Consider the following 18,445-nt stretch of genomic DNA (forward strand, 5'->3'; position numbering starts at 1 on the left):
GGCGTGATCCACGAAACCACGCATGCGAACTCGGCCACCGATCGAACGCAGCCATCGAATCCGAAAGACCGCATCGTCTCGATCGACGTCATCCGCGGCATCGCCATCGCCGGCATTCTGCTCATCAATCTAGGCTATTTCCTGTCGCAGGCCGGGCAGACGGAGGATCCCGTCGGAACAGACGCGGTGATCTGGCAGGTCGTCGACGACGTCGCCCTGGGCAAGTTCCATTTCATCTTCGCCTTCCTCTTCGGCACCGGCGTGCACATCTTCCTGAGCAGGTTGCGCGCGAAGCATCGTTCGACTTGGGTCTACGTCCGACGGATGATCATCCTCATCGCAGCCGGCATCCTCAACTCAGCCCTCGGAGGAATCGATGTGCTCGCCTCCTACGGCGTCCTCGCGCTCCTGCTTCTGCCGCTGACTCGACTGCCGCGCTGGGCCTTCGTGATTCTCGGCGTCGCGGCGGCGACAGTCCCCGACGTGCTGCAGCTGGCGTCGAGCCTCGGCGATCTCGACCCGCCGTCGCTGCTCTTTCCCGTCCTGTCGTACGTCCGGACTCTGGGACACATGATGCTGGGGCTCTGGCTGACCGGTCTCGGTCTGTACTCCGCAGCGACTCGGATCCCGGTCACGGGATTCTTCGTCCTCAGCCTCCTCGGCTCGGTGCCGATCTGGATCTGGACCACCGCTGCCGGGACCGGATCGACCGAGGCTCACGAGATCGCCTTCCGCACCGCCTTGGTTCCCGGTCTCATGTACATCACCGGTCTCATCCTTCTGCTGCGCACCCGACTCGGCCGAAAGAGCCTGTCCTTTCTGCGTCTGTACGGTCGGATGGCGTTCTCGAACTATCTGGGACAGACCGTGATCTGCATGCTCGTCCTCCCGCTCCTGACCGCTCACGGGCATGTCTCCGCGGCTGCCGGGCTCATCGCCTGGGCCGTCATCATCATCGCCCAGTGCGCCTTCTCAACGGTGTGGCTGCGCTTTTTCCGCTACGGCCCCCTGGAATGGCTGTGGCGCTGCGGCACCTATTGGGAGCTCACACCGCTCCGATACGCCGCCGAAACTCGGTCGGAATCCGCCTCGCAGAGCTGATCGGTCTCAGGCGACCGTCCGCCTTCCGATGGAAGCTCAGACCCGCACATCCTCTGAGTCGATGTCGGCGCGCAGGCCGCGCCAGACCGGGTGCCGCAGGCGCCCGGCCTCGGTCAGGCCCGAGAACCGGACCTCCCCGACGAGGTCGGGTCGCACCCAGTGGGCATCTCGCGACTCAGCAGCCGGCACCGTGAGCGCCGGAGTCTTCCGAGACCGGCGATCGAGACTGGAGCGCAGACTTCGCAGGGCCGCCTCGTCGAACCCGGTGCCCACGCGGCCGAGGTAGTGGAGCCCGTCGTCGTCATGGGCGGCGACCAGCAGTGAGGCGAAGCTGTCCGAGCGTTCGCCTTCGCCGGTCCGCCAGCCGACAATGATGACATCGCGCGTCGAGGCGTGCTTGAGCTTGGCCCAGGTGCGGGTGCGTTTACCGGGGAGATAGACGCTGTCGGTCCGCTTCGCCATCACCCCTTCGAGTCGAAGCTTCCGGCTGGACTCGAAGGCGGCGTCGACGCTTCCTTCGAAGGCGTCGGGAACATGGATGTGCTCGCTCTCGGCGACGAGTTCGAACAGCCGTTCGCGCCGTTCCGTATAGGGGACGCGCAGTAACGAGGTCCCGTCGGCGTGGAGGATGTCGAAGAGCATGAGGTACACGGGGGTGCGTCGCCGCTCCTGTTCGACGTCGCGCTCTCGGGTCAGTCCCATCCTGCGTTGGAGTCTCCCGAAATCCGGTCTGCTGCCCTGCCCGAGGGCGACGATCTCCCCGTCGAGGACGCAGTCGACATCGACACAGTCGGTCAGTTCTCGAAGCTCCGGATAAGTGCTCGTCATGTCACGGCCGTTGCGGCTGGTCAGCTCGATGCTGCCGCTGCGGTCCCCGTCACCCGGCTGCACCCTCGCCAGGGCACGGATGCCGTCCCACTTCATCTCGAAAGCCCAGTCCTCGGCTCCCCTGCGCACGGAATCGATGTCTCCGATGCTCGCGAGCATCGGAGACAGATCTGCCGGCAGAGCCTCCTTCTTCGAATTCTTCGAGGCTCGCTTGCTCGAGGAACGAGCAGTCGGCGTACCCTTCTTCGAGGAATGGTCCGCCGCCGACTGCTTCTTCGGCTGGTCCTCCATGAGGTGGATCATCCAGTTCTTCTCCGGGTCCTTGTTCGGACCGTGGCCCCCGGTGTTGAACAGGGCGAACCGCCGCACTCCCCCGAGGCCGCCGTCCTCACGCCCGTGGAGGACCGCGATGATCTCCTTGCCCTCCTGCCACTTCTCGATGTCGCAGCTTCCGGAGTCCCAGATCTCCACGTCGCCGGCCCCGTACTCCCCTTTCGGGATCGTGCCTTCGAAGCTGCCGTATTCGAGGGGATGGTCCTCGGTCTGAACCGCCAGGTGGTTCTTCCCCGGGTCCGTCGGCGGCCCCTTCGGCAGGGCCCAGGAGACCAGCACACCGTCGTGTTCGAGTCGGAAGTCCCAGTGGAGGCTCCTCGCATGGTGTTCCTGGATGACGAAGGTCAGTTCGTCCCCGCTCGCTCCCTGTTTCGCTGGCACAGGTTCGCTCGTGCGTTTCGGATCCCGTTTGGACCGGTAGACCTCCAGTCGGTCGCGAACGACCTCCGGGGCCTCGTCCGACATCGGGTCGGATTGGGACTCCGAACCGGCTCCGGGCTCCGGCGCCGAGGCGGTTCCTCCGACCGCCTCGGCGAGGGGTTCGAGAAGATCCCCGAGGTCGTCCACGCGGTCGAGGACCTCCTCGAAACGCACCTGCTCGACCGCGGCCGGATCATCGAACTCGTCCCAGCTGCGGGGAGCGGCGACCATGGGGGTGAAGCGTCCGCGCAGCGAATACGGGGCGACCGTGGTCTTCGCCGCTGAGTTCTGCGACCAATCGATGAGCACCTTGTTCTCCCGCAGCGTCTTCTTCATCGCCGAGACGATGAGATCTTTGTGGTCGGCCTCCAGACTGCGGGCGAGCTCATGGGCGACATCGGAGACCTGCTGCGAGCTCACCGACCCGTCCAGCGGTGCATAGAGGTGGACGCCTTTGGAACCGCTGGTCACCGGGTATGCGTCGAGGCCCATGCCCTCGAGCAGTTCGCGGACGAGCTGAGCCACCTCGATGCAGTCGGCCAATTCGCGTCCCGGGCCCGGGTCGAGGTCGAAGACCATCCGGTCGGGGTATCTGCTTTCGGAATCGATCGTGCCGGGATCCTTCGCCCCGGCCCTCACCGTCCACTGGGGCACATGGATCTCGAGCGCGGCCATCTGCGTGAGGTACGTCAGCGTCGCGAGATCGTTGACCAAGGGGTAGCGTTTGGTGCCGGTGCTGTGTCGGATCGCCCGCGAGCGGATCCAGGACGGGGCGGATTCGGGCAGGTTCTTCTCGAAGAACACATCCCCGGGGTCATCGGGAGTGCCGACCCCGTCGACCCAGCGTTTGCGTGTGGCGATCCGGTCCCGAGCATGACGGATGAGATGCGGCGCGATCGTGGCGCAGTAGTCGAGGATCTCACCCTTGGTCGTCTCGGTCTCCGGATAGAGGACCTTGTCCAGATTGCTCAATGTCAGCCGATGGCCCTCGACCGTGACCTTCTGCTCGTGACGTGCCATTGGGCACCTCCTCCTGTGCACCGTTCGGGCTGATACCCAAGATCGTCCTTTCACGGTAGTCGGAGACTGCCGTGGGCAACAGGGGGTGCGAGGTCGCCCGAACATCACCGCTGTGGGAGTCCGGCCGCCGCGATGATGAAAGCTGACCCCTCTTGTCGGGGTGTCCGAACGGGGTTAGATTGGCCGGACGTCGACAACGCTGTCTGGAGGGCCCTCATGGGACACTCGCTGCACCTCACCGTCGACGGCCAGGAGCACACCCTGGTCGTGGATTCCCGAACCACCCTTCTCGATGCCCTGCGGGACAGGCTGGGGGTGATGTCTGCGAAGAAGGGCTGCGACCACGGCCAATGCGGGGCCTGCACCGTCCTCGTCGACGGCCGTCGGCTCAACTCCTGCCTCGCGCTCGCGCTCACCCACGACGGTGCCGAGGTCACGACCGCCGACGGTCTGGCTCCCGAAGGCGAACTCTCAACCCTGCATCGGGCGTTCCTCGCCCTCGACGCGTTCCAGTGCGGGTACTGCACCCCGGGGCAGGTGTGCTCGGCCGCCGGCATGCTGGCCGAGGCCGCCGACGACGCTCCGAGCGTGGTCACCGAGGACCTCGAAGGGCCCGTGGAGCTGTCCGAGGAGGAGATCCGCGAGCGGATGAGCGGCAACCTCTGTCGCTGCGGAGCCTACGTCAACATCGTCGCGGCCGTGAGCCGAGCCGCAGAGGAGTCACGATGAACCCCTTCGACTTCGAACGCGCAACCGACACCGCCGGTGCCGTGGCCAGTGTCGCCGTCAGACCCGATGCTGTATTTCTCGCCGGGGGAACCAACCTCGTCGACCATCTCAAGCTCGGGGTCGCGGAGCCCGCCCTGGTCGTCGACATCAATCGCCTCGATCTCACCGACATCGATGAGCTGGCGGACGGGGGCCTGCGGATCGGTGCGATGGTGCGCAACAGCGATGCCGCCGCCGATCCGCGCATCCGCCGCGACTACCCGATGCTCTCACGCGCCCTGCTCTCCGGCGCCTCCGGTCAGCTGCGCAACGCGGCCACGATGGGCGGCAACCTGCTGCAGCGCACCCGGTGCGTGTACTTCCAGGACACGACGACCCCCTGCAACAAACGCGAACCCGGCTCCGGCTGCTCAGCCATCGGCGGCTACACCCGCTACCACGCCATCCTCGGCGCCTCACCGGACTGCGTAGCGACCCACCCTTCCGACATGGCGGTCGCCCTGGCCGCACTCGACGCCGAGGTCGTCGTCCTCGGTCCGACCGGTGAGCGCCGGATCCCGGTCACCGAGCTCCACCGGTTGCCCGGCGACCGTCCCGAGCAGGACACGGTCCTCGAACACGGGGAGCTCATCACGGCGCTCGAGCTCCCTCCCCCGCGGCCCGGCGCCGCGACGTATCGGAAGATCCGCGATCGCGCGTCCTACGCTTTCGCTCTCGTCTCCGTCGCGGCCCGGGTCGACGTCGACGCCTCGGGACCGGCACCGATCATCCGTGAGGCTTCGATCGCCCTCGGCGGAGTCGCCCACAAACCCTGGCGTGCACGCGCCGCCGAGGCGGTGCTGCGTGGCGCGGAACCGACCGCCGAGACGTTCCTGGCAGCCGCCGACGCCGAGCTCGAGGCCGCCGAGCCCCTCGAGGGCAACAGCTTCAAGGTTCCGATGACCCGCGGCGCGATCACCACCGTGCTCGCCGAGCTCACCGGAGCCTCGGAAGCCCTGCCGGAGACGACCACGGAGGACGCTCATGAGTGACCTGCTCACGACCACGTCCGTCGGCACGCACCAGGTGCGCCTCGACGGACCCGACAAGGTGCGTGGACGCGCCCCCTACGCCTACGAACACCCCCTGACCGATCCTCTCTACCTCTACCCCCTGCAGGCGGAGATCGCCCGCGGACGCGCAGCGCACATCGATGTCTCCGCGGCGGAAGCAGCCGAGGGGGTGGTGTACGTGCTCACCGCCGACAACGCACCCGAGCTGGCGAGCACCGATGACGGCGAACTCGCGATCCTGCGCTCTGCTGAGATCGGATTCCGCGGCCAGTACCTCGGCGCTGTCATCGCGACCACCCCCGAGCAGGCCCGCCACGCGGCCTCACTCGTCGATATCACCTACGATCAGGACGATCACGATGTCGAGCTGCGGGAGGACCACCCCGCCGCGCGAGAACCGGAGTCCGGCAGCGGGGATGTGCGCACAGGCGATGTCGACACGGCCCTCGCCGAGGCGGCCGTGAGCATCGATGAGCGCTACAGCACGCCCATGGAGCACAACAATCCCATGGAACCGCACACCACCGTCGCCCGCTGGGACGGAGACTCACTGACCCTGTGGACCTCCACGCAGGGGGTGCACCCCGCACGGTCGACTCTGGCACCGGTCCTCGGCCTCGACCCGGAGGCGATCCGCATCATCTCCCCGCACGTCGGCGGCGGCTTCGGCTCCAAGGGCGTTCCCCACGCCGATATGATGATGCTGACTGCCCTCGCGGCCGAAGCAGTGCCGCGCCGGTCGGTGAAGTACGCCGTGTCCCGACAGCAGATGTTCGCGATTACCGGTTACCGGGCACCCACCCTCCAGCACATTCGTCTGGGTGCACGCAGCGACGGCACGATCACCGCCTTCGCCTTCGATGCGGTGTCCATGTCCTCACAGACCAAGGAGTTCCCCGAGGAGGCCACGAAGCCGGGCCGCATGATGTACGCCGGCGACAACCGCCGGCTCACCCAACGAGTGGTTCCGCTCGACGTTCCGGTGCCCTCATGGATGCGCGCCCCCGGAGAGGCACCGGGCATGGTCGGGCTCGAGATCGTCATGGACGAGCTCGCCGTCGCCGCCGGCCTCGACCCCATCGAGCTGCGGGTGCGCAATGACCCGACCACGGACCCGGACACCGGGCTGCCGTTCAATCAGCGCCGCCTCGTCGACTGTCTGCGAGAAGGCGCAGACCGCTTCGGCTGGGAGAAGCGGAATCCGCAGCCGCGCGCCCGGCGGGAGAACGGCTGGCTCATCGGCATGGGGGTGGCCTCGTCGACATATCCGGCCGGTCGGCAGCCGGGCTCCGTCGCGCGGATCCGCCGCACCCCCGAAGGCTTCGAAGTCTCGATCGGTGCCGCCGATCTGGGCACCGGCACATGGACGGCCCTGTCACAGGCGGCCGCGGACTGCCTCGGCGTCCCCATCGATCAGGTCGAGCTGCGCATCGGCGACACCGCGCTGCCGAATGCGACCGTGGCCGGCGGGTCGACAGGGTTGGCCAGCTGGAGCACCGCGATCGTCGCCGCAGCGCAGGCGCTCCGCTCCGAACACGGCACCGACCCCGCCGTCGGCGCCGAGGCCTGCGGTGAGGCCGAAGCCAATCCGGCGGCGGAGAAGTTCGCCCTGCACTCCTTCGGGGCCCAGTTCGCCGAGGTCCGCATCCACCCCGCCACCGGAGAGATCCGGCTCAATCGCATGTTCGGAATGTTCTCCGCCGGTCGCATCGTCAATCCGAGCACCGCCCGCTCACAGTTCATCGGCGGGATGACCATGGGCGTGGGGATGGCGCTGCACGAGAAAGGCGAACTCGATCCCCGGTTCGGTCACGTAGTCAACCACGACCTCGCGGAGTATCACGTGCCTGTCAATGCCGACATCACCGATATCGAGGCCGATTGGCTCGATGAGGAGGACCCGCACGCCGGGCCGCTCGGTGCTCGCGGCATCGGCGAGATCGGCATCGTCGGAGCCGCCGCGGCGATCGCGAACGCCGCATTCAACGCCAGCGGGGTGCGGGTCCGCGATCTGCCGGTCTTCGGCGACGCATTCCTGCCGACGTGAGCGGCGAGTCCGCCACGGCTCGTCCCGATCGGTGCACAGCCCGTCGCCCGAGAGGGCTCATCCTCGCCGCCGGAGCCGGACGACGCCTCGGCCGAGGGTCGAAGGCGCTGCTGACGCGGGGGGACGGGCTCACCCTGGTGGAGTCGATGGTCCTCGCCCTGCTCGACGGTGGCTGCCGGGACGTCACAGTCGTCACCGGAGCCTGCAGCGAGCAGGTCGCGAGCCTGCTGGCCGGGTGTGACCGCGTGTCCGTCGCGTTCAACCCTGACTGGTCTTCGGGTATGGGTTCCTCGCTGCGCCGCGGCCTGCAGGCGATCGGCCCCGGACCCGATGTCATGGTCACACCTGTGGACCGTCCCGGAATCTGTGCGGCGGAAGTCGCTCGTCTCATCGCCGCCCATCGTCCCCGTGCGATCACCGCTGCGGGCCACTGTGATGCGAACGGGTCGCTGCACCGCGGTCACCCTGTGCTCTTCGACGAGAGCTGGACGAGCCAGGCGGCGGCCGCCGCGCACGGCGACGTCGGTGCCCGCGACCTGCTCGAGACGCACAGAGCTGTCGTCGACCTCGTCGACTGCTCCGACCTCGACGACGGGGCCGATGTCGATGTGCCCAAGGACCTGCACAGGCTGACAGTCGTCAGTTCTCGCGATTAGCTCTGGGTTGTCGGGAGCAACTCGGCCGGAGGCGGCCTCAAGTGCTGTGAGCAGAGTCGGGTCTCAAAGAAGGCTCTGCATAAAGCTGCTGAAGCCTCCCTCCGCGCGTCCCTCCAGACGGGCCGAGGTGAGAACCCGGCAGGTATCAGTGCGTCTCACGTTTCCTCCGGCGGCGAGCACTGCAGCAACGGTTGCGGCATCTTCGCCAAGTGGCAGCTGAGGCATGCCGCCGATGATGTTGAGATACGAGCCTCGAATGCCCAGGTTCGCGCCGAACACGTGGGGATGGTCCTCAAGTAACGTGTGGTGAGAGTGCCATTTCGCGATCAGCGCTGCCGACCCGGTATCAGGTCGAGGCGACACTGTGCCGACTAGGCAGTCGCTTCCGGCTTCCGCCATGGCAAGATGCGTCGTCAGCCAGTGGGTGGGAACTCTGCTGTCCGCATCGGTGAACGCAATCCATGTCAGGTCGAAGTTGACATCACGATCAGCTTCAGCCATCTGCTTGAAGTGATTCCAGGCGAAATTCCGGGCACTGCCCACGTTCTTGAACGACGTCTCAAGTATCGTGACTTGTGGATGCTGTTCGGCGAAGTCTGCGACGCGGCTCACCGTCTCGTCGGTACAGGCGTCGGCCACGACGAGGATTCGAGTGGAGAATGGCCCGAGCCCGTCAGGGACCTGAGCACACGCTTGGGCCACCGAGTCGAGACAGCCGAGGATCTCGTCTTGTTCATTGTGAGCCGGGATGACGATGCCCAAGTGAGTGATCACTCAACGGCTTCCGCAGGGAGGAAATCGTCAGTTTTGTCCACCGTCACGATATCGAGACGATACTCGGCCTCGGAGCGAAAATCGGTCCGCAGTCGGGGCCAGTAGTCCAGGCACGCGTCATGGACTTCATCGGCGGTCAAAGGCCAGTCTTCGATGTCACCTTTCCAATGACACAGAACGAGCACAAAGCAAGATGGGGTTGATTCATCAATGCGTTCCAACGTTCGTTGCAGCTGTGCACGTGTCAGATAGAAGCCGGACTCTGAGAGGACGACGCAGTCGAAATGCCCTTCGGGCCATTCGTATGGGACAGTGGCGTGCAGGAAGGCTATTTCGGTTGCAGTGGTCGTCTGCAGACGTTTCGCTGTTTTCAGCGCCTCGCAGCTGGCATCGACAGCTGTCACTCTGACGCTGTAAGCGGCAAGCTCCCGCGTCAAAGCGCCGACTGAGCAACCGATCTCGAGAATGTGGGAGAACGAGGTCGACGGGAGGTGGGACACAAGGGTCTCGCGTTTGGCGATTTCGTATTCGGAGTCCCATACCGTCCACGGATCGCTCCGTTCTCTGTGCACATCATCGAACACCGCCGACGCAGTGCACGCATCATTGATCCGCGAGCCTATTCCCTCCTGACCAGAGCTCGGCGATGCCTCACCGGATCTGAAGTCCGTGATCACGAAGGTATCGTGGCTCCGGATGAAGTGTTCCAAATGGACGCTGGTGAGGATCGCTTCGTCCCCGTGCTGATCCGACAGCGCTTCTGTCTGCGACGGGTAACACGCGAGCAGAGCATTTCGATCGAGGCCTTGTGGGTCGGCTAAGACCTGCCAGGCCTGCCACCGAGGGTCTGTGGGAGCAGCCCAGTGCCAGAACCAGATGGGATATTCGAGTACTACGACATGATGTGATCGCCCGATGTCCAGCGCCGCGGCGCCCACCGCCTCGTGGTCACAGTGCCCATCCCGGCTGTAAGGCGCAACGAGTGTCACCGGCCCATCTGATCGTGCGATCTCCTGTCGGATCACGTCTCTGATCTGGCTTGAATATTCGGGCAGCTGACTGTCGGGCAGATCGAGAAAACGACTGGAGTGCGCCTTGTCGAAGGTGCTCAGCGCACGATCGAACTCCTCCAGACGGATGCTTTTGAGCTGATCGCCGGTATACGTCGGCGATTCAGGGTGCGATTTCTCGCCTGCGCTGAAGAGTAGGACTTTCAGCTGGCAGCTCCACTCATCAGCACGTGCGAGCAGCGCAGCGGCTCCCAGCGCTTCATCGTCTGGGTGTGCGGCAAGGACGATGATCGTTCCGCCTGTGGCGATTGTGCTCTCCGGAACCGCCGGAAGGTCAAGGGCACCCGCCTGCACCCATGCATCTTCTCTGGTGCTGCGGTCTTGGTGGCTAAACCTCATCGACATCTGGCACCGCACAGATATTCTCGCCCAAAGCAGCTTCGTCCCGAGGCCCGTGATGCTGACTGAGGTAGACGGTGAGATCAGCGTCAGCTTTGGCAAATGCCGCATCACTCGTCAGGACCGCGGGACCGGCCAGCTCCCTGCTCAGAAGCTGGATCCGTTGGGCACTGCGGTATATGTTGTTGCGAACTCTCAGAGCCAGTCTCCACGCGTGTTCTCGCGAGAACGCCTCATCCCCATCCGCTGCAGCAGCAGTTTGCGCCAACATGGTGCGGACCGCGAAGATCTCAGCATCAAGCTGCCCGAGCTGCATCTCTCCCATCGGCGAGCGCCCAGCCCTGTTCAGGTGGGTTTGGGCTGCACGCCGGGCCAGTCCCAATGCTCCACCGAACCAGCAGGCTGCCACGCGAATCCCACCCCAAGCGAAAGAGGGGCGGTCAAGGTACCAATTCGGGGGGCCGACACTCGTCGCGGGTGCTCGGTCGAAGACGACTGAGCCGCTCGGGATTTCTCTGAGACCCAGACTCGGCCAAGCACCTGTCTGCGGTCGTACACGAGGGTGCCGAAGATTCACCGCGTAGGCTCGGTTCCCGTCGCTGCCGCTGGCGATGACGATCGCGTCGGTGAGTTCCGCGGCCAAAGAGCACCACGCTTTCGTGCCGGTGAGGAGGTTCTCCGCACCGGCATCGACCACGTTCACGCGATGTGTGGGCAGGTCAGCCGCGTACACGCCCCAGGCCGAATCGGGGTCAGGTGTTTCGTGTCCGGCCTCGGCAAGGATGCCCAGAGCGTCGACGTGGGGTTCAAGCATACGAGCGACGCCGATGTCGATAGCAGCCAGTTGAAGCAGCCTTTCCCATTGATCGATCTGAGGTGAACACCCTGTGAGCTGCAGAAGACGGGCAAGGGCGGTGATCTTGTCGACAGTGGACGCACTGCTCGTAACGACCTCGGAGAGATCATCCCTGAAGTCTGGAGTTTCCCACCACGGTTCGAACGGTGTGGGGATGATCCGAGACGAGGTTGAGTCGAACAGGGTTTCCATTTCACGTCCTTCAGGCAGAACATCTTGTCGGAACTCGGTGTGTGGTGAACACGCAGGAGGCAGTCGGAGGTGATGGCTCTGAACACGCTCATATCTCAGGTGGGTGCAGATACCCAATTCCAGCCGGCTCTTCCACATCACCCCAATGTGCAGACTAGCGGCATGCTTGGCAGATCTCAGTCAACTGCTCTCCACCGTGTCGTCGGCATCTGTGCTGTTGTCTGTATAGACTCGCTGCCGCATCCGCTGGCCATGAGTCAGTTTCTGCACGTCGGCATCAGTGTCGAAGCTGGCACCGATGCCGCCGGCGACCACACCCATGGCCGCGCTGAGCCATGCGATATCGAGGTAGTTGGTGAACGACGCCTCTTGCTGAATCTGTTGGGTCATAAATGCCGGATCGATAACGACGAGGCCGCCCAGGAGAATGAGGACGACCAGTGCCGCGTAGAGAGCGATCACAGTGATCAGCAGTGTGAGGACGGTGGAGAGGTTGTAGTACATGACTACCGTGGCCAGACGTTCGTTGACCGGTCGATCCCAGAGTTTGTGACTGGCGATCAACCAGGCGACCATCACCAGGACAGCGAGCGCGCCGATTGAGAGCAGCCGGAGGGTGGACAGGTAGGTCGACATCTGCCAGATCGAACTGTAGAAGATGCCGAAAGCTCCGGTTGCCGAGGCTGCCGCGAGGGCTCCTGAGAGCTTCGGAGCCGTGCGCCAGGGTTCGTTGGCAATCGTCATCCCCATAATCAGCCGTGGGCCTCCGGTGATGGTGTGGGCATGCAGGGACTGATGGCTGGAGTCTTCGTTGTTCGACCAGTTCGACCATCCGAGCAGAAATTTGCGCGTCGTGGCTTCGGGGTCCCACGGAACCAACTTGTTCACCGAGCTCATCATGACTTTGATGATGCGGCGCTTGGTGGCCAACGCGCCGAGTGTGGGGCATGAGACGACTGCAAGGTTGCGGTCCGAGTAGACTTCGGCGATCAGAGGGTCGCCCTGGGTGTGCCGGGGGATCTCTGTGAGGATGAGGATGATGTTGACGTCGGGGTAATCAGCGCGGAGATCTTCGACTGCGTCTAGAGCCAGCTCGCGCTCGGGTGTCAGATAGACCGTGTCGGTGCGAGTGTACAGCGTCGTTGTGACCCCATACGCCTCACGCAGATATCGCTCTAACGAGGAGTGGATGGAAGCCGCTCGCCTGCTGGGCAGACCTGGGTCGGCTACGACCAGCACTTGAAGGGCCTGGGATGAGGTGGTGGGCATAAAGTCCTCCGCTACTCGACCAGCGAGTTGTATAGAAGATTGTTCTGGTTCCGAAGTCTAGTGAGCGTAATCACTATGGGGTAGTCCTACACGTCGGCTTCGCTGTCTGAAGTTTTATCGCCAGCTCAGCCTCGGACAACTGCGTCGGACTGGCCGGCGAGCGGTCCCCCTGAATCGAGGTGACCAAGACAGAGTGAGCAGCGACATACGCGGTGTCGAATTCTGCTGTGTCACAATGGTCTCCATGGTCCCCGGCACTGTGCACGAACTGTCCGAGCATGATCGGTTGATCCTCGACTTCGAGAAGACTGCGTCTACTGCGGCGGGGCGACACGAGTTGTGCCAGCGAATCGAACTTCCAGCAGAGAGGTACGCCATCGTGCTCGAGGGGATCGTGGATACGGACGCCGCATACGGTTACGCCCCGGACGTTGTGGAGCGGGTGAGGCGGTTGCGAGCGGAACGGTTCGCATTCGAACGCCGGCAAGGCCGATGGAAGAAGCACAGCAGCTTCCCCCTATAGCCCGATATGCCGCCATCAGATCAGCGCGGCTTCTCACCCGTCTTCATCATCAACCTCTACAACGATGGATTGATCGGCAACATCGCCCACATCCGCTTCGCGGATTGCTCCCCAGTGAGGCTCAGCCTCTTCGTAACCGTCGTCGATATGCGTTGCGGCGTCGACGAGCTGTTCGTTCCAATCCGGCCCGGGCACTTCGACGCCGGGGCGGACACTGTCTGCCATCATTGCATCCTCCTCAATTCGTACCGAAGCGAGGTGTTCTCATCCTGCAAATCAAGAATGATTCCGATGCTAGCGAGATTCGCACCAACGTCAACCAATTCGCGCACACGCCGCAGACGAGCAATATCCCCGCGACTGAACCGCCGCGTCCCACCCTCACTTCGCATAGGCGTCACGAGACCACGTGCCTCGTACTGCCGCAACGACTGCACCCCAACACCGGTCAACTCCGCAACACGCGAAATCGAGAACAAGCGCCCCCCAGACTCTGAAGTCGCCGTCTCACTATCTCCCAAAATTCCTCCTGAAACAGTGTTGACATTCGCACTCTGATCGACTAAATCATATGTCTATCAGATGATGTAGATCCTATCATCTGCACAAATCCACCATCCAGCAAAGGAGGTTTCACCAATGATCATGATGCGCACAGACCCATTCCGCGAAGTCGAACGCCTGAGCAGAGAAATCTTCGGAGCCACCGGCACAACGGCCCGCCCTGTGATGATGCCCATGGACGCCTGGCGCGACGGCGATACTTTCCGCGTCGAACTCGACCTTCCAGGAATCGATCCCGACAACATCGACCTCGACGTCGAGAACAACGTCGTCACCGTCAAAGCTGAACGGCCCGCCCCCGACCATGGGGAGTCTTCAGTCGCGGCCGAGCGGCCCCGCGGGACCTTCAGCCGACAACTCGTCCTCGGCGACAACCTCGATACCAGCAACATCACGGCGAACTACGACGCCGGAGTGCTCACACTCAGCATCCCGGTCGCGGAATCAGCGAAACCCCGCAAGATCGCCATCAACTCAGGCTCTGCTGAACCGGCAGCCATCAGCGCCTAATTACAACTGGTGGGGTGTTCCCATGCAGACGTGTGCACCAGACGTCCAGCTGGGTATCGATGCTGCGTTCTGGGCGATCATCCTCAGCGACCGCGAACTGCGCGGCCTCGACACGAGTCACCACGCAGATGATGAACCGCGGGCTTTGAGTCATTGCGAGTGCCGGACCTTCAGGCACTCCTCACCGTGGCTGCTGTTCCGGTCTCCCGGTCTCTCAGCAGCCCAGGTTATCGCCTACCGAGTCCTCGCTTGTCAGCGCTCTCCTCCCCGGTTCAAACGGCGCTGACATCTTCGATGAAAGGAGGTGAGACGTTTCCGCACCCAGGATGAGCTACACAGCCGTGTGGTCGCGTCCGCAATTCTTTCTACCAGTGTGCTCGACGCAAGATCCGCGGCAGTGACGTCACAATGACGACGAAGTGATGCGGGCCCGTCCACGGCTTCCCCTTCTGGCCCCGGGCTATCCCCCGGGGCCAGACCATGTTCGGTTGAGATGAGAAACGAGGAGAACATGTTCGTCAGCTTCTTGGAGAAACTGTTGATTGTCTGGCCCTGGCACGCTCGAGCACTCGCTCGCGCACTTATCGGCAAGACTGCCACAGTCCGCCATCGCCCATGACTGAGCGATCATCGCATATGAATGCTTCCTAGCGCTCGTCATGAGTTGTAGTCCTGAAGGTGAGGTCGTGTCGCACGCCAGGGGCAGGCACTATGAGGAACAACAGAATGCTATGACTGACATATCGAAGTCGAATGCGAAGATGCAGCCAGCGACTGGCGACTCGTTTCGCCTCAGTGAAGAGGCGAATCTTCCCGTTCGTCGCTGAGGGGAACGACCTGTCGGCGGCCACCGCGTACAGCGAGGATCTCTGCGAGGATCGACACAGCCACCTCGGCGGGGGCGAACGTCTCCAGATGGAGACCGATCGGCGAATGCAACCGTGCCAGTGCTGGGCTCGCCACTCCCGCTTCGCGCAGCGCGGCGCGGCGGTCGCGGTCGCTGCGCCGCGAGCCCATCGCCCCGACGTAGGCCACGTCGAGGTCGAGTGCGACGGCCAGGGTGGGGATGTCGACCTTCGGGTCGTGGCTGAGGACGCAGATCATGCTCCGGGTGTCGAACTCACCGGTGGCGGCCGCTTCGGTGAGGAATCGGTGCGGCCAGGCCCGAACCACCTCGGCGCCGGGAAACGATGTCTGGTCGGCGAAGGACGGACGGGGGTCGCAGACGGTAATGCGCAGTCCCAAGGGTCTGGCCGCTTCGACGAGGGCGAGACTGAAGGCGTTGGCTCCGACGACCAGCAGATGGGCCGGCTCGATGCGGGTCTCGACGAAGAGCTCGATCGGCTCGCTCCCGCCTTCCGGGGGCGCAAGGCGGATGCTGCCGGTGCGGCCGCTGCGGATAAAGGCCCCGACGCGCTGCGCGGCGGTCTCGACCACGTCTTCGGGTACCAGAGGACCGAGTCTGACAGCCAAGGATTCGGTGCTCGGCCCCGTGCTCTCATCCACAGCGCTGGCCGAGACAGCTGCCGCTGGGGCACAGTCGTCATCGGCGGTAGGCAGGCGCATCACCACGGCTGTCGGTCCACTGTCCGATCGCAGACCGGGACAGCCTGAGCGGAAGGGCTGGATGAGCACGTCGATGCGGCCACCGCACATCAGACCGACGGCGAAGGCATCGTCATCGCTGTAGCCGAACCTCTGTACCGAGGAGTTCCCGGTGGCGAGCGCCTCCCGGCACGCCTCGAGCACGGCTCCTTCGACGCATCCTCCGGTGAGCGATCCGACGATTCCGCCGGCGGCATCGACGAGCATCGAGGTCCCCACCGGTCGCGGGACCGAACCCTCTGTCGCGATGACCGTCGCGACGGCGACATTCTGCGGCTCTTGCGAGTCGAAGAGCCGCGTCGCAGCGGCGGAGAGAACGTCGAGCATGGGCCGAGACTATACCGTCGGGAACGTCACCGACAGAGTCTTGACGCGAACGGACTATTCGGGCAGTTCGTACGTCAGCCAGACACGATGAGTGCCGTCGTCTTCGTTCCTCAGCCCACCGGTCCCAGTGATCCCGGCCAGATCTCCGGTGCCGCTCGACGGGATGATGACGAACGATTCGTTGTCTCGGTCCTCACCGGATGTCGTCGCCGAATGCGAGAAGTTGAAGGTGCCCGTGCGTTCGTGCAGCTTCCCTGCGAACGACTCCATGGCGACATAGCCGCCGACGTCGGTCGCATGGTCCACCGCGTAGGTGAACAGCGTCGTCGAGTGCCCGCTGACTTCGCCGGTGAAATGCTTCTCCATCCGCGCGAGACCGACCGGGGTGGCCGTGGTCGGCGTCTCTTCGCGCGGAAGATCGACCGGGGTGAACGTCTCGACGGTGAATGCTCCTGATGCGTCCATGCATCGGCCCTCTCTGCTGGCAGGTCCTCTCGTCCACGCTACCCCGAAAATGATCGGGATGGGACTGCGCACGAGGACAGGAGCGAAGAGTGCGGAAAGTCTGCGTCACAGCCAGGGGCGCATCGGCACTAGGGCGCGTTCGGCGAGCTTGGCCAGCCGGTGGCGGTTGAGCCACCCTGAGCCGAGTTCGATGCAGTGCGCGGAGTCGCTGTCGAACACCTTCTCCATCTCAGCGGCGAATGCGCTGTCGATGACTTCGACATTGGTCTCATAGTTGAAGGTCAACGACAGCCGGTCGATGTTCGCCGTGCCCACCGTCGACCATTCGCCGTCGACAGTCGCGACCTTCGAATGGATCATGCTCGCTGTATAGAGCAGAACCGTGACCTCGGAGTTGATCATCTGCTCGAAGAATCCCCGCGAGAGCCAGTCCCCGAGAATGTGGTTGGACTCCTGCGGAACCATGACCCGCACGTCCACTCCCCGCCCCGCAGCTTCGATGAGGGCCCGCAGCAGCTGCTGGTCGGGGATGAAGTAGGGAGTCGTCAGCCAGATCCGCTTCCGGGCACGGGCGAAGGCGTTGAGATACATGCTGCGAATCGGATAGACGAGGTGGATCGGGAGGTTCGCCGAGACCCGCAGCTTCGACTCCCAGGCCGCAGGCGGAACCCACGGGATCTGCTCACCGGTGTCGTGGAATTCGTTCCACACCTGTGCGATGGTCTGCCGCAGACCCCAAGCCCCGGGACCGACCGAACGCAGGTGGGTGTCACGCCAGTGACGGGCGTAGAGAGAACCGATGTTGAACCCGCCGACGAAGGCCACATCGTCGTCGATGACGAGAATCTTCGAATGGTTGAAACCCGAATGGCGCAGTGGCCCTCTCCAGAACTTGCGCCTCACAGTCGGCATCCGGAGCACGTGGATGTCAGCCGAGAGTTGGTGGTAGAAAGAGGGAGGGATCGAGAGGTTGGCGAAGCCGTCGTAGATGAGATGGATCTCCACGCCTCGGGCCGATGCCGCGTTGAACGCGTCGATGAACCTCTGCCCCACCTCGTCGTTCTTCCAGATGAACGTCTCCATGAGGATCGACTCACGTGCCGAGCCGATCGCTTCGAGCATGTCCTCGTAGAGAGTGGCACCATCGGTGTAGATGTCGAGTTCTGACTGCTCGACCGTCGAACTGAATGTTCCCGGCCGCGGCGCAGGGCGCGACTTCCGCCCCCGCTGCTGAATGAGGTCGACGACCATCGAGGCGGCGACGGTCGCCGGCACGACACCAGCAACACCGGCGACCGCCCACGGCACGATTCGCCGCAGGCGACCGAAGTGGTGGAGGGACGGGATTCTCAGAGGAGACATCCGCTCACTGTATCCTTCCACCCTGACGGACTGCCTCAGCGGCCACCGGTCAGCCTCGGTCAGGTGAAGATGCTCACTCCCCCGGGGCCGACGAGGCAGCCGACGACGATGAGCACGACTCCCCAGAGAATCTGCTTCCTGAAGAGGGCAGCGATGCCCGAGACGACGAGCAGCGCTGCGATGATCCAGAGAATGACAGCCATGGGTACTCCTTCATTCGATGATTGCGAAGGCCGCCTGCTGGCGGCCGGTTCGCCTTCGAGTCGCCAATCTAACACCGCTTCGCTGACCTGGCACGACGGTGACGGTGCCTCAGCAGGTGGAACCGGAAGCGGTCCCCACGGAAAGCAGAGTCCAATGGAAGAGAGAGCGAAACGCCCCCGTACACTGTTGCCGAAGCTCA

At 64.0% G+C, this 18,445-nt stretch carries 18 protein-coding genes; 7 read left to right on the forward strand and 11 right to left on the reverse strand.

The window, feature by feature from the left end:
- Positions 1-3: 3 nt before the first annotated feature.
- Positions 4-1,101, forward strand: coding sequence for a DUF418 domain-containing protein (locus AC3CD9_RS10915; RefSeq protein ID WP_488363886.1), 1,098 nt, complete (start codon positions 4-6; stop codon positions 1,099-1,101).
- 36 nt (positions 1,102-1,137) lie between these two features.
- Here the strand turns inward: AC3CD9_RS10915 and AC3CD9_RS10920 are convergent, their stop codons facing one another.
- On the reverse strand, positions 1,138-3,702 hold the full coding sequence (locus AC3CD9_RS10920; protein ID WP_488363887.1) for an ATP-dependent DNA ligase: 2,565 nt from the start codon (positions 3,700-3,702) through the stop codon (positions 1,138-1,140).
- 216 nt (positions 3,703-3,918) lie between these two features.
- On the opposite strand from AC3CD9_RS10920, the gene AC3CD9_RS10925 reads away from it, so the two are divergent.
- Genes AC3CD9_RS10925 through AC3CD9_RS10940 form a run of 4 tightly spaced genes read left to right on the forward strand, consistent with a single transcriptional unit; the run spans position 3,919 to position 8,186 of the window.
- Positions 3,919-4,431, forward strand: a complete 513-nt coding sequence (locus tag AC3CD9_RS10925; RefSeq protein ID WP_172170577.1) for a (2Fe-2S)-binding protein — start codon at positions 3,919-3,921, stop codon at positions 4,429-4,431.
- Entirely contained in the window at positions 4,428-5,462 is a 1,035-nt protein-coding gene (locus AC3CD9_RS10930) for an FAD binding domain-containing protein (protein ID WP_488363888.1), read from the forward strand. The genes AC3CD9_RS10925 and AC3CD9_RS10930 overlap by 4 nt, the downstream gene beginning before the upstream one ends.
- On the forward strand, positions 5,455-7,530 hold the full coding sequence (locus AC3CD9_RS10935; protein ID WP_488363889.1) for a molybdopterin cofactor-binding domain-containing protein: 2,076 nt from the start codon (positions 5,455-5,457) through the stop codon (positions 7,528-7,530). The genes AC3CD9_RS10930 and AC3CD9_RS10935 overlap by 8 nt, the downstream gene beginning before the upstream one ends.
- A complete protein-coding gene (locus tag AC3CD9_RS10940) occupies positions 7,527-8,186 on the forward strand; it encodes a nucleotidyltransferase family protein (protein WP_488363890.1) in 660 nt (219 codons plus the stop codon). The genes AC3CD9_RS10935 and AC3CD9_RS10940 overlap by 4 nt, the downstream gene beginning before the upstream one ends.
- 63 nt (positions 8,187-8,249) lie before the next feature.
- On the opposite strand, the gene AC3CD9_RS10945 is transcribed toward AC3CD9_RS10940, so the two are convergent.
- The 4 genes from AC3CD9_RS10945 to AC3CD9_RS10960 form a co-directional block, all read right to left on the reverse strand.
- Positions 8,250-8,948 carry a glycosyltransferase family 2 protein gene (locus AC3CD9_RS10945; RefSeq protein WP_488363891.1) on the reverse strand — a complete coding sequence of 233 codons (699 nt, stop codon included), beginning with the start codon at positions 8,946-8,948 and terminating at the stop codon, positions 8,250-8,252.
- A gap of 8 nt (positions 8,949-8,956) precedes the next feature.
- Entirely contained in the window at positions 8,957-10,324 is a 1,368-nt protein-coding gene (locus tag AC3CD9_RS10950) for a PIG-L family deacetylase (protein WP_488363892.1), read from the reverse strand.
- A 34-nt stretch (positions 10,325-10,358) separates the two neighbouring features.
- Complete coding sequence (locus tag AC3CD9_RS10955; protein ID WP_488363893.1) at positions 10,359-11,417, reverse strand: hypothetical protein; 1,059 nt, start codon at positions 11,415-11,417, stop codon at positions 10,359-10,361.
- A gap of 180 nt (positions 11,418-11,597) precedes the next feature.
- A complete protein-coding gene (locus AC3CD9_RS10960; protein WP_488363894.1) occupies positions 11,598-12,686 on the reverse strand; it encodes a hypothetical protein in 1,089 nt (362 codons plus the stop codon).
- A gap of 244 nt (positions 12,687-12,930) precedes the next feature.
- Here AC3CD9_RS10960 and AC3CD9_RS10965 point away from each other — a divergent pair, with 244 nt between their 5' ends.
- Positions 12,931-13,209: a DUF3263 domain-containing protein gene (locus tag AC3CD9_RS10965; protein WP_039207045.1), complete on the forward strand. Its 279-nt coding sequence runs from the start codon at positions 12,931-12,933 to the stop codon at positions 13,207-13,209.
- A gap of 33 nt (positions 13,210-13,242) precedes the next feature.
- On the opposite strand, the gene AC3CD9_RS10970 is transcribed toward AC3CD9_RS10965, so the two are convergent.
- Both AC3CD9_RS10970 and AC3CD9_RS10975 read right to left on the reverse strand, forming a co-directional pair.
- Entirely contained in the window at positions 13,243-13,437 is a 195-nt protein-coding gene (locus tag AC3CD9_RS10970; RefSeq protein WP_098731641.1) for a hypothetical protein, read from the reverse strand.
- Entirely contained in the window at positions 13,434-13,730 is a 297-nt protein-coding gene (locus AC3CD9_RS10975) for a MerR family transcriptional regulator (RefSeq protein ID WP_488363895.1), read from the reverse strand. The genes AC3CD9_RS10970 and AC3CD9_RS10975 overlap by 4 nt, the downstream gene beginning before the upstream one ends.
- A gap of 121 nt (positions 13,731-13,851) precedes the next feature.
- On the opposite strand from AC3CD9_RS10975, the gene AC3CD9_RS10980 reads away from it, so the two are divergent.
- Positions 13,852-14,283, forward strand: coding sequence for an Hsp20/alpha crystallin family protein (locus AC3CD9_RS10980; RefSeq protein WP_062239447.1), 432 nt, complete (start codon positions 13,852-13,854; stop codon positions 14,281-14,283).
- Positions 14,284-15,075: 792 nt separating this feature from the next.
- Here the strand turns inward: AC3CD9_RS10980 and AC3CD9_RS10985 are convergent.
- The 4 genes from AC3CD9_RS10985 to AC3CD9_RS11000 all read right to left on the reverse strand — a co-directional run bounded on the left by AC3CD9_RS10985 (position 15,076) and on the right by AC3CD9_RS11000 (position 18,245).
- Positions 15,076-16,215 (reverse strand): XdhC family protein, encoded by a 1,140-nt coding sequence (locus tag AC3CD9_RS10985; protein WP_488363896.1) that lies wholly within the window; start codon positions 16,213-16,215, stop codon positions 15,076-15,078.
- A 54-nt stretch (positions 16,216-16,269) separates the two neighbouring features.
- Complete coding sequence (locus AC3CD9_RS10990) at positions 16,270-16,680, reverse strand: DUF3224 domain-containing protein (protein WP_488363897.1); 411 nt, start codon at positions 16,678-16,680, stop codon at positions 16,270-16,272.
- Between the two features lie 105 nt (positions 16,681-16,785).
- Complete coding sequence (locus AC3CD9_RS10995; RefSeq protein WP_488363898.1) at positions 16,786-18,042, reverse strand: phospholipase D-like domain-containing protein; 1,257 nt, start codon at positions 18,040-18,042, stop codon at positions 16,786-16,788.
- Positions 18,043-18,101: 59 nt separating this feature from the next.
- Positions 18,102-18,245, reverse strand: coding sequence for a GPGG-motif small membrane protein (locus AC3CD9_RS11000; protein ID WP_167198715.1), 144 nt, complete (start codon positions 18,243-18,245; stop codon positions 18,102-18,104).
- Between the last annotated feature and the right edge of the window lie 200 nt (positions 18,246-18,445).

This window comes from Brevibacterium sp. MGP-B1 (assembly GCF_057766545.1).